Origin of the sequence: Acidovorax sp. (assembly GCF_046341535.1) — a bacterium.
Lineage (GTDB): Bacteria > Pseudomonadota > Gammaproteobacteria > Burkholderiales > Burkholderiaceae_C > Acidovorax.
This window is the reverse complement of sequence record NZ_JBKDRI010000123.1, coordinates 44550-55250: the sequence shown is the minus strand read 5'-3', so window position 1 is coordinate 55250 and position 10701 is coordinate 44550. Positions and strand designations below refer to the sequence as shown.

At 64.7% G+C, this 10701-nt stretch carries 8 protein-coding genes; all 8 read right to left on the bottom strand.

The features are described from left to right. On the bottom strand, positions 1-540 hold a 540-nt coding region (locus tag ACK543_RS08995; protein ID WP_409942506.1), incomplete at its 3' end, for an acyl-CoA thioesterase. Positions 541-906: 366 nt separating this feature from the next. Beyond that, on the bottom strand, positions 907-2106 hold the full coding sequence (locus tag ACK543_RS08990; RefSeq protein ID WP_409942505.1) for an acetyl-CoA C-acyltransferase: 1200 nt from the start codon (positions 2104-2106) through the stop codon (positions 907-909). Between the two features lie 15 nt (positions 2107-2121). Then, positions 2122-2640: a DUF4442 domain-containing protein gene (locus ACK543_RS08985; RefSeq protein WP_409942504.1), complete on the bottom strand. Its 519-nt coding sequence runs from the start codon at positions 2638-2640 to the stop codon at positions 2122-2124. A 154-nt stretch (positions 2641-2794) separates the two neighbouring features. Next, positions 2795-5197, bottom strand: a complete 2403-nt coding sequence (locus ACK543_RS08980) for a 3-hydroxyacyl-CoA dehydrogenase NAD-binding domain-containing protein (RefSeq protein ID WP_409942503.1) — start codon at positions 5195-5197, stop codon at positions 2795-2797. A gap of 316 nt (positions 5198-5513) precedes the next feature. Next, on the bottom strand, positions 5514-7310 hold the full coding sequence (locus ACK543_RS08975; RefSeq protein ID WP_409942502.1) for an acyl-CoA dehydrogenase C-terminal domain-containing protein: 1797 nt from the start codon (positions 7308-7310) through the stop codon (positions 5514-5516). 4 nt (positions 7311-7314) lie between these two features. Then, on the bottom strand, positions 7315-8052 hold the full coding sequence (locus ACK543_RS08970) for a TetR/AcrR family transcriptional regulator (RefSeq protein WP_409942501.1): 738 nt from the start codon (positions 8050-8052) through the stop codon (positions 7315-7317). Positions 8053-8219: 167 nt separating this feature from the next. Then, the gene (slmA, locus tag ACK543_RS08965) at positions 8220-8900 is read right to left on the bottom strand and encodes a nucleoid occlusion factor SlmA (RefSeq protein ID WP_409942500.1); all 681 of its coding nucleotides are present in this window, start codon (positions 8898-8900) and stop codon (positions 8220-8222) included. 297 nt (positions 8901-9197) lie between these two features. Beyond that, positions 9198-10649 (bottom strand): sensor histidine kinase, encoded by a 1452-nt coding sequence (locus tag ACK543_RS08960; protein WP_409942509.1) that lies wholly within the window; start codon positions 10647-10649, stop codon positions 9198-9200. Between the last annotated feature and the right edge of the window lie 52 nt (positions 10650-10701).

The following is a 10701-nucleotide window of genomic DNA, read 5'->3' as shown; positions in this document are numbered from 1 at the left end:
ATCGCGCATCCATAGCTGCGTGAGGCTGTGGTCACCCGCGCCGTCCCACTGCCGCGGGATGGCACCGGTCACAGGCCGCATTTCGTAGCGGCTGAGCCATTCCACACCGAAAGCGGGCGGGATGGCAGGGTGGTCGGCCGGACCCGGCACGGGCGGCATGGGCACATCGCCCGCGCTCCAGGTGTCACGGCGCACCGCCGTCACGGCAGTGGCGGTCGTGGTGACCACAGGGGCGCCGTCGGCATCAGCCTGCAGCACCGACAGCGTCCAGTGCTGGGTGGATCGGTTGGTGCGCACCGGCGTGGCCTGCACGGTGAACGGCCCGGCAGCCAGGGCGCCGGCGTAGTTGACGGTGAGCGACAGGGGCTCACCGAGCAGGTCTGGATGCTCCAGCACCGCGCGCAGCAAGGTGGCCGCCGTGACCCCGCCGAAGGGGCCCACCATGTTCCAGTAACCAGCATGGGTCTGGCCCGTGTAGTGACCGGGCGAGGCTGATGTGAGCGCAAGCGCCTGGTCTAAGGGATGAATGGATGAAGTCATGCCACCAGTGTGCCGCGAAACACAGCGACAGAGCGTCGTCCGAGTGACTGCGGAGAGGATCGCACAATAGCACCTGGTGTCTGCGTCCTTGCACGGAGGGCGGACCGCAATGGTTTGAAAAGACAACGCGGGCGGGGAAGGGGCCCTGGCTTCGACAGGCTCTGCCTGACCGGGTGGGGGGGGTGCGGCCCTGGCTTCGACAGGCTCAGCCCGAACGGGTTGGGGCGGCCCTGGCTTCGACACGCTCAGCCCTAACGGGCGGGGAGAAGGCTGGCGGGCGTTTTGCGGGCCGCTGGGTGCGCACTCCCCCAGCCCGTTCAGCCTGAGCCTGTCGAAGGCCGATACTAGTCCTTGCCCAGGAGCCTGTCACAGGGCCTCGATGATGCCGGCAGCGCCCTGGCCTGTGCCCACACACATCGTGACCATGCCGTACTTGAGCTTGTGGCGGCGCAGCGCATGCACCACCGTGGCGGCGCGGATGGCGCCGGTCGCGCCCAGCGGATGGCCCAGCGCTATCGCGCCGCCCATCGGGTTCACGTGGTCAGGGTTCAGGCCCAGGGTGTTGATCACTGCCAGCGACTGGGCTGCAAATGCCTCGTTCAACTCGTACCAGCCGATGTCGTCGCTCTTGAGCCCGGCGTAGCGCAGCGCGGCCGGGATGGCTTCGATGGGGCCAATGCCCATGATGTGCGGCGGCACGCCGCGTGCGGCATAGCTCACGAAGCGCGCCAGCGGCGTCAAGCCAAACTGCTGGACGGCCTTGTCGCTGGCCACGATGAGCGCACCCGCGCCGTCGCTGGTCTGCGAGCTGTTGCCCGCCGTGACGCTGCCGCGCGCAGCGAACACGGGCTTGAGCTTGGCCAGGCCTTCGAGGGACGTGTCGGGGCGGGGGCCTTCGTCCAGGCTCACGGTGCGGCGGTTTTCCACCACGCCGCCAGTAGCGAGGTTGGGCGAACGCTCCACGACCTCAAAGGGTGTGATCTCGTCGGCGAACTCACCGGCCTTTTGCGCCCGGATGGCGCGCAGGTGGGATTCGAGCGCAAAGGCGTCCTGCGCCTCGCGGCTCACTTTCCACTGCTGGGCCACCTTCTCGGCCGTGAGGCCCATGCCGTAAGCAATGCCTACGTTTTCGTCACGCGCAAAAATTTCGGCGTTGAACGAAGGCTTGTTGCCGCCCATGGGCACCAGGCTCATCGACTCGGCACCACCGGCAATCAGCACATCGGCCTCACCCACGCGGATGCGGTCGGCGGCCATTTGCAGCGCGGTAATGCCCGATGCGCAAAAGCGGTTCACGGTGACGCCACCGACGGGATGGTCAAACGCCAGGCCCACGGCCATGCGCGCCATGTTCATGCCCTGCTCGCCCTCGGGGAACGAGCAGCCGATGATGGCGTCTTCAATCGCCCTGGGGTCCAGTGTGGGCACCTGGGTCATGGCGCTTTTGATGGCGGCCACCAGCAGGTCGTCGGGGCGGGTGTTCTTGAAATAGCCGCGGCCCGAGCGCCCGATGGGCGTGCGCGTGGCCGCAACGATGTAGGCGTCCTGGACTTGCTTTTGAGCCATGGTGATGAAACTCCTTCAATTCTTTGTGGCGGGGCGGCTGGCGGGAATCCAGGCCCACGTGAATGCACATTCGACCGGCTCCACACCCGCCTCGTCGGTCACCGTGACGGTGACCTGCACCTCGCCCTTGTCATTGGCCTGCATGGCGGCGCGCTGCTCGGCAGTGAGCGTCGCCACGGCCTTGAGCCCGCCGGTGGCGCGCCTTTTGAACGCCATGCTGAACTCTTTGGCCAGGGGCAGGCAGTCGTCGCGCACGTTCATGCCCACGACCATGCCGGTGGCCGTCTCGGCCAGCAGGTTCATGGCCGATGCATGTACGCCGCCGATGTGGTTGCGCACGCGGTGCTCGTTGGGCAGGTGGGCCTCGACGCGCTCGGGCGTGAGCGATACAAACCTCACCCCGGCGGTGCCGGTAAAGGGCACGGCACGGCGCAGGATGACGTTCTGCACGAAGCCGCGCATGAAGGCGGGCGCCTCGTCCAGGCGCATCAGCGAGCGCTGGAGTTTGTTGGGGGCTGGTGGTACCGCGCTCATGCCTGATACCCATCGCACTGCACACAGCGCACATCGCGTGATACTGGCGCAGCCCAGACCCATGCGCCCGCGGAACTGGCTTTGCCAGGCCACCGGGTGCGTCCCCCTCCCGCAGGAGACGGGAAAGGCGCGAAGCGACTCAGGGGGTGCATCATCAATTGCGAACGGGTTTGCCCGTGGACAACATACCCAGAATGCGCTCATGCGTCTGGGGCTGGGCGATCAGGTGGCAGAACACCTTGCGCTCGAGCGTGAGCAGGTACTCCTCGCTCACGAGCGCACCGGCATCCACGTCCCCACCACAGACCACATCGGCGATCATTGCGCCGATCTTGAAGTCATAGGCGCTGATGAAACCGCCATCGCGCATGTTCACCAACTGGGCCTTGATGGTGGCCAGGCCGCTGCGGCCCGCCACAGGGAACAGGCGCCTGTGGGGCGCGCGCCAGCCGCTGGCCGCCATGGACTTGGCTTCGTTGATGGCCACGAAAAGCAGTTCGTCCTTGTGCGGCACGATGATGTCGCTCTCCAGCAGGTAACCCAGCTTGCGCGATTCCAGCGCGCTGGTGCCCACCTTGGCCATCGCGGCGGCGGTGAAGCCTTCGGTCAGGAAGGGCAGGATGTCCTTGCCCGTGGACGCAGCCATGTTTTCGGCCGCACGGCGGGCAATGTAAGTCAGGCCACCGGCACCGGGCACCAGGCCCACGCCCACCTCCACCAGGCCGATGTAGCTTTCCATGTGCGCCACGCGCCGGGTCGAATACACGGCCAGCTCGCAACCACCGCCCAGCGCCATGCCGTGGATGGCCGCCACCACCGGCACCTGGGCGTAGCGGATGCGCAGCATGAGGTTTTGCAGCTCTTGCTCCACGCTTTCGATGACGGGCGCACCACCCACCAGGAAGGCGGGCATCGTGGCTTCCAGGTCAGCCCCGACGCTGAAGGGCGCGTCACCCGACCAGATCACCATGCCCTGATATTCGCGCTCGGCCACATCGACGGCCTCGGTCAGGGCTTCCATCACCTCGGGGCTGATGGCGTGCATCTTGTTCTTGATGCTGGCGATCAGCACCTGGCCATCGAGCGTCCAGGTGCGCAGCGCTTTCGATTCCGCGATGGTGGTGCCAGCGGTGCGCCAATCGGGCAGCTGGGTTTCGCCCAGCAAGGTTTCAGGAAAGATCTGGCGCTCGTACACAGGCAATTGGCGGCGCGGCACGAACTGGCCTTGCGATGCGCTCCACGAACCCTGCGCGGTGTGTACGCCACCCGCCTCTGCCACAGGGCCCTTGAACACCCACTCGGGCAGCGGTGCCTTGCACAGCGCTTTGCCAGCGTCGATGTCTTCCTGGATCATCGTCGCCACATCCAGCCAGCCGGCTTCCTGCCACAGCTCGAAGGGGCCCTGCTTCATGCCAAAGCCCCAGCGCATGGCCTGGTCCACGTCGCGGGCGTTGTCGGCAATCGTGGCCAGGTGCACGGCAGCGTAGTGGAAGCTGTCGCGCAAAATAGCCCACAGAAACTGGCCGGGCGCGCCTTCTACGTTTCGCAGCAGGCGCAGGCGCTCGGCAGCGGGCTTTTTGAGCATGCGGGCGTAGACCTCGTCGGCCTTCTGGCCGGCGGGCACGTACTCTGCGCTGCCCAGGTCAAAGCGCATCACGTCGCGACCGACCTTCTTGAAGAACCCGACCTTGGTCTTTTGGCCCAGGTGACCCAGCTCCAGCAGCTTTTGCAGCACGACGGGGGTACCAAAGCTTTCGTAGAACGGGTCGGTCTCCAGGCTCAGGTTGTCCTGCAGGGTTTTGATGACGTGGGCCATGGTATCGAGGCCCACCACATCGGCCGTGCGGAAGGTGCCGCTGGATGCACGGCCGAGTTTCTTGCCGGTGAGGTCATCCACCACATCGAACGTGAGGCCGAAGTTTTCGACTTCCTTCATGGTGGCCAGCATGCCTGCAATGCCCACGCGGTTGGCGATGAAGTTGGGTGTGTCGTGCGCACGCACCACGCCCTTGCCCAGACCGCTGGTCACAAAGGCTTCGAGCTGGTCGAGCACTTCGGGCTGGGTGGTGGGCGTGTTGATCAGCTCCACCAGCGTCATGTAGCGCGGTGGGTTGAAGAAGTGGATGCCGCAAAAGCGCGGCTTGATGCGCTCGGGCAGCACTTCGGAGAGCTTGGTGATCGACAGGCCCGAGGTGTTGGACGCCAGGATGGCGTGCTGGGCCACATGGGGCGCAATCTTGGTGTACAGGTCCAGCTTCCAGTCCATGCGCTCGGCAATGGCCTCGATCACGAGGTCGCATTCGCCCAGCAGGTGCATGTGCTCTTCGTAGTTGGCCTGCTGGATCAGTGCCGCGTCGTCGGCCACGCCCAGGGGAGAGGGTTTGAGCTTCTTCAGACCTTCGATGGCCTTGCTGACGATACCGTTCTTGGGGCCTTCCTTGGCTGGCAGGTCGAACAGCACCACCGGCACCTTCACGTTGACCAGGTGCGCGGCAATCTGCGCCCCCATCACGCCTGCGCCGAGCACGGCGACTTTTTTCACTTGGAATCGAGACATGGATGTTGGTAGGTTCAGTCGGCTCGGGCTGAGTGTGAAGAAGCCTTGGCCAGGGGTGGATCAATGGATGAGAAGGCGCGCATTGAATGGACGCTGGAGCCGGTCTGGACGCTGCCCCATGGCCCAATGGATCCGCGCGCTTCGAGCGTGTTGCCGCCATCGGTGGGGGTCATATGCAGGGCCTCGTTGTAGTTGCCTTTAGGGACACCTGCGCCAGGGCGGGAATCGCAGCAACTATAAAAATGATAGCTAACAATGGCTTCAAAACATGCGCTCCCCGGCGAAAAAGCTTGAAATTTGCACGCAGCCGCCCGCATCAGGCAAGCGCCAGATCGGTATCCATCAGCACCTTGCTGCCGGCACGGGCCGTTTGCATGAGCGTGGCGGTTTCGGGGAACAGCTTGGCAAAGTAAAAGCGCGCGGTTTGCAGCTTGGCTCTGTAGAACGGGTCGGTGTTGCCAGCGGCGATCTCGCGCAGCGCCACCTGGGCCATGCGGGCAAAGAGGTAGCCAAACACCAGATGCCCCGCCACGCGCAGGTAGTCCACGGCGGCTGCGCCCACTTCGTCGGGGTTTTGCATGCCCTTAAAGCCAATCTCGGTGGTGAACTTGGTCATCTGGTCGCCCAGCATGGCCACCGGGTTGATGAACTCGGCCATCTTCTCGTTGACCCCTTCTTCTTCCACCAGTTGCCCGATCAGCTTGCCCAGCTTCTTGAGCGTGGCCCCGTTGTTGCCCAGCACTTTGCGGCCCAGAAGATCCAGCGACTGGATGGTGTTGGTGCCCTCATAGATCATGTTGATGCGGTTGTCGCGCACATACTGCTCCATGCCCCATTCCTTGATGAAGCCATGGCCGCCAAAGACCTGCAGGCACGCGTTGGTGCTGATGTGGCCGTTGTCGGTGATAAACGCCTTGACGATGGGCGTGAGCAGGGCCACGAGTTCCTCGGAGTCCTGGCGCACCTGTTCATCCGGGTGGCTATGCACCTTGTCGAGCAGCAGCGTGCAATAAAGCTGCAGCGCGCGGCCACCTTCGGCATAGGCCTTGGCGGTGAGCAGCATCTTGCGCACGTCGGGGTGCACGATGATCGGGTCGGCATCCTTGTCCTTGGCCTTGGTGCCCGACAGACTGCGCGACTGGATGCGGTCCTTGGCGTAGGCCAGGGCGTTCTGGTAGGCCACCTCGGTCAGGCCCAGCGACTGGTTGCCGACGCCCAGGCGCGCGGCGTTCATCATCACGAACATCGCCGCCAGGCCCTTGTTGGGCTGACCCACCATGGTGCCCATGGCACCGTCGAGCGCGATCTGCGCCGTGGCGTTGCCGTGGATGCCCATCTTGTGCTCCAGGCCCGTGCAGAAGATCGGGTTGCGCCCGCCCAGCGAGCCATCGGCGTTAACGTGGAATTTGGGCACCACAAACAGACTGATGCCCTTGCTGCCCTTGGGCGCATCGGGCAGGCGGGCCAGCACCAGATGGATGATGTTGGCGGCCAGGTCGTGCTCGCCTGCACTGATGAAGATCTTGTTGCCAGTGATCTTGTAGGTGCCGTCCGCCTGGGGCTCGGCACGGGTGCGCATCAGGCCCAGGTCGGTGCCGCAATGGGGTTCCGTCAGGCACATGGTGCCGGTCCAGTCGCCGCTGGTCAGCTTGGGCAGGTACAGGGCCTTTTGCGCATCGGTGCCATGGGCATGCAGGGCTTCGTAGGCACCGTGCGACAAGCCGGGGTACATGGTCCAGGCCTGGTTGGCCGAGTTCAGCATTTCGTACAGGCACTGGTTCAGCACAAAGGGCAGGCCCTGGCCGCCGTAGGCAGGGTCGCACGAGAGCGAGGCCCAGCCGCCTTCGACATACTTGGCGTAGGCATCCTTGAAGCCCGTGGGGGTTTTGACTTCGTGCGTGGTCTTGTTCAGCACACAGCCTTCGGTGTCGCCGCTGATGTTCAGCGGGAAGGCCACTTCGGCGGCAAATTTGCCAGCCTGTTCGATCACGGCGTTGATGGTGTCTGCATCCACGTCAGCGTGGGCGGGCATCGCCTTGAATTCATCGCTGACCTTGAGCACTTCGTGCATGACGAATTGCATGTCGCGCAGCGGCGGCGTGTAGGCAGGCATGGTCTTACTCCTCGGACGTGGTAATTGGGGCGGAAACTTTTCTGCGCCCGGCCGCCCGCGCGCGAGCAGCTGGTTTGTGGCTGGCCACCGTGGGGGCGCCATAGCGCGACAGGATGCTTTGGAAACCGTTCACGGCGCGCTCTGGCGAACCGGTATTGCGCAGGAATCGCGCTTCGTAATGCAGGGCCAGGATCAGGCCGTGGATCTCGAACAGCATCTGTGCGGGGTTCACATCGGCCTGAATTTCGCCCAGTTCCTGGCACTGCTCAATGGCGCGGCGCATGGCGTCATGCCAGGTCATGACCGAACTGGCCAGCGCGTCGCGCACGGGACCGGTACGGTCGTCAAATTCAACCGCCCCGCTGATGTAGATGCAGCCCGAATCAATTTCGATGGACGTGCGCTTCATCCAGTTGTCAAACAGCGCGCGCAGGCGTGGCAGACCGCGCGCGGCAGACATGGCCGGGTAGAACACCTCCTGCTCAAAGCGGGTGTGGTACTCGCGGATGACGGAAATCTGCAACTCCTCACGCGAGCCGAAATGGGCAAAAACGCCCGACTTGCTCATGCCGGTCACATCGGCCAGCGCGCCAATCGACAATCCTTCCAGCCCGATATGCGTGGCCAGACCGAGCGCCGCATCGACGATGGCGGCCTTGGTTTGCTGCCCCTTGTGCACGGCGGGACCTACCGCGCTGCGTGAGCGCGGTCGGCGATTGACGGATACAGAACTGGCAGGCATGGACACGAATAAAAACGAACGTTCGTTTTATTCTGCAACAGATTCGCGTCGCGGCTCAAACCCATTCAAAAAATAGGGAGCATCCCCCATCTGGCGCGCGGCGGGGTGGCCAGCGGGTGACCGGGATGGGCCCATTAAAGTCGCGCGCACCGGCACGCACGCACTTGCTACAGCAACAGGCCGAGGCTGGCCTCGAGATGCTCGGTTGGCAATCGGCGAAAGCCCGACCGGGCGTAGCGCTGAAGCCGCCCCAACGCAAACGATGTGAGCACACTGGCAGCCACCTGGGCATCCACGGTGGGCGTTCCTGACTGCGCCGTGACCCGCCGCAAGGACTGTCGCAGCGTGGATTCAATGCGGTCAAAAAACTGGCTCATGCGCTGCTGCAGGCGTTCGTGCTCAAACACCAGCGCGTCGCCGACCATGACACGCACCATGCCTGGGTTTCGTTCGCCAAACTGAAGCAACAACGCCACCACGCGCGCGGCCTCACGGGCAGCCTCTTGTGCCGACCGGGCATTGGCAGCGTCGGGCACGTCGCGGCCGATGATCTGCTGCACCAGCGAGAAGACGGTGTGCTCAATAAAGTCGATGAGCCCCTCGAACATCTGGGCCTTGCTGGCAAAGTGGCGGTAGAGCGCCGCTTCACTGACTGACAAGCGCGCCGCCAGCGCGGCGGTGGTAATGCGCTCGGCACCCGGCTGCTCGAGCATCGACGCCAACGCCTGCAAAATCTGCTCGCGCCGCTCGCCAGGTTTGGGCCGCTTGCGAGCCGCAGCCAGCACGTCTTCAGGCGAAGACGCGTCCGCAGCGGCGGCAGATTCGGTGCTGGGCAACGTATCGGACATGCGGGCAGTGCTGTGGGTGTGAGATGCGTCGGGGTCCCTGGTTGGGCCGCTTGGCCACCATCCATCCTAGGAGCCTGTCGGACTTGGAAATCGTCGGCTGCAAATCGACCGCAGCGGTCCATTTTTAACCGCCTTTTTGCCCCATAGCTCGGCTATGGGGCTGCAAATTCGGCAAAAACTGTCCTCGCTGGGGTCGATTTTCGCTTTCGACGCTCCAAGTCCGACAGGCTCCTAACTTCAATTCATTCTCGCACAGCCCCGGGCCCGCCGGTGCGACGCGGCGGGACAGAGCTGCAATCACAGGGGAAAGATGACCGTGATCCGCAGCCCGCGCTCGTTGGCCCCCGCGCCCAGCGTCAGCGTCGCGCGATGCACCTGCGCAATCTCGTCGGCAATGGCCAGCCCCAGCCCTGTACCCTCCCCCACGGCGCCAGGTACACGGTAAAAGCGCTGCATCACGCGGGTGCGCTCCGCCAAAGGCACGCCCGGACCATCGTCCTCGACTTCAAGGAACACCCGCGCAGGCCCAGGGCTGCCCGCGCGAGTACCACAACGAATGGTGACGACACCACCACACGGCGTGTACTTGATGGCGTTGTCCACCAAGTTGGACAGCATTTCGCGCACCAACCAACCATGCCCGTTCACATGCACCGGCTCGACCTCCAGCCCAAGATCCAGGCCCTTTTCCGTGGCGGCGTTCAGGAACGTTTCGAGCAGCGCTTCGCACAGGTCCTTGAGGTCCAGGCGCTGGGGGGGCAACGCATCGAGGCTGCGCGCATCCGCCCGGGACAGGGCCAGCAACTGGTGGGCCAGCTGGGACGTGCGTCGCGTCGCGTTGCGCAGCCTCTCGATCTGGTCCACGCGCAGCATGATGGAGCCGGGTGGGGTCTTCTCGGTTTCGGAAGTCAACCCCTCGGGGGCATCGACTGCCGGGCTGCGCGCCGGAATCGCAGCCTTTGCCATCATCGCCCAGGCTTCGACCTGGGCCTGCAAGCCCGCCAGCGGCGTGCGCAGCTGGTGCGCGGCATCTGCCACAAATCGCCGCTGCCCCTCCGCCTGCGCATTCACCAAGGCAAACAGGCGATTGAGCGAGTGCACCAGCGGGCGCACCTCGGTGGGCGACGATGCTTCGTCAATGGGGCTCAGATCCCGGGGCGAGCGGTGCTCCACCGCATCTGCCAGATCCAGCAGTGGCTTGAACGCCCGACGCACCGCCCAATGAATGGCCAGACCTGCCGCTACCACCAGCACCAGGTTGGGCAACAGCACGCGCGTCAGGAGTTGCTGCGCCCACTGCTGGCGCGGGTCGGAGCCGTCGGCCAGCGCCACCACCAGCTCGCCGGCTCCTGTGCGGCCCAGCTGCACGGCCACGCGGTAGGTTACTCCGCCAAACTCCACGCTGTGAAACTCCGGCGCATGCGTCGTCGGTACCGCCTCATGAATCCAGGCCTCTCCCAGCAGCAGCTGACCGTCGCGGTCACGCACGCTGAAGCCGGAGAACCCCTGGTTCTGACGCAGAAACTCTTCAATCGGCGGCGCAAGCAGCAACAAAGGAGAGTCGTCCTGACGAAAGGCGGGCGCCAGGATCGAATCGGCCAGCGCCGGCAGCAAGCGCACCAGCCGCTGGTCGTGCTGGACTGCCGCCTCGTCTGCCGACCGGTAGTCCAGCCACACGCCAAGCAGCGCCAGCGCGCACAACGGGAGCACCAGCAGCAGCAGCAGGCGATTGCGCAGGTCGGAGGTCATGGCCAGTAGGCCCGGACGCTGGAAGCCTTCAAATCGTGCCATCATGGAATCC

Bases quoted from the DNA above. Each gene is read 5' to 3' on its own strand.
- ACK543_RS08960 (WP_409942509.1), bottom strand. From the start codon at position 10,649: ATGACCTCCGACCTGCGCAATCGCCTGCTGCTGCTGCTGGTGCTCCCG.
- ACK543_RS08980 (WP_409942503.1), bottom strand. From the start codon at position 5,197: ATGTCTCGATTCCAAGTGAAAAAAGTCGCCGTGCTCGGCGCAGGCGTG.
- slmA (WP_409942500.1), bottom strand. From the start codon at position 8,900: ATGTCCGATACGTTGCCCAGCACCGAATCTGCCGCCGCTGCGGACGCG.
- ACK543_RS08990 (WP_409942505.1), bottom strand. From the start codon at position 2,106: ATGGCTCAAAAGCAAGTCCAGGACGCCTACATCGTTGCGGCCACGCGC.
- ACK543_RS08985 (WP_409942504.1), bottom strand. From the start codon at position 2,640: ATGAGCGCGGTACCACCAGCCCCCAACAAACTCCAGCGCTCGCTGATG.
- ACK543_RS08975 (WP_409942502.1), bottom strand. From the start codon at position 7,310: ATGCCTGCCTACACGCCGCCGCTGCGCGACATGCAATTCGTCATGCAC.
- ACK543_RS08970 (WP_409942501.1), bottom strand. From the start codon at position 8,052: ATGCCTGCCAGTTCTGTATCCGTCAATCGCCGACCGCGCTCACGCAGC.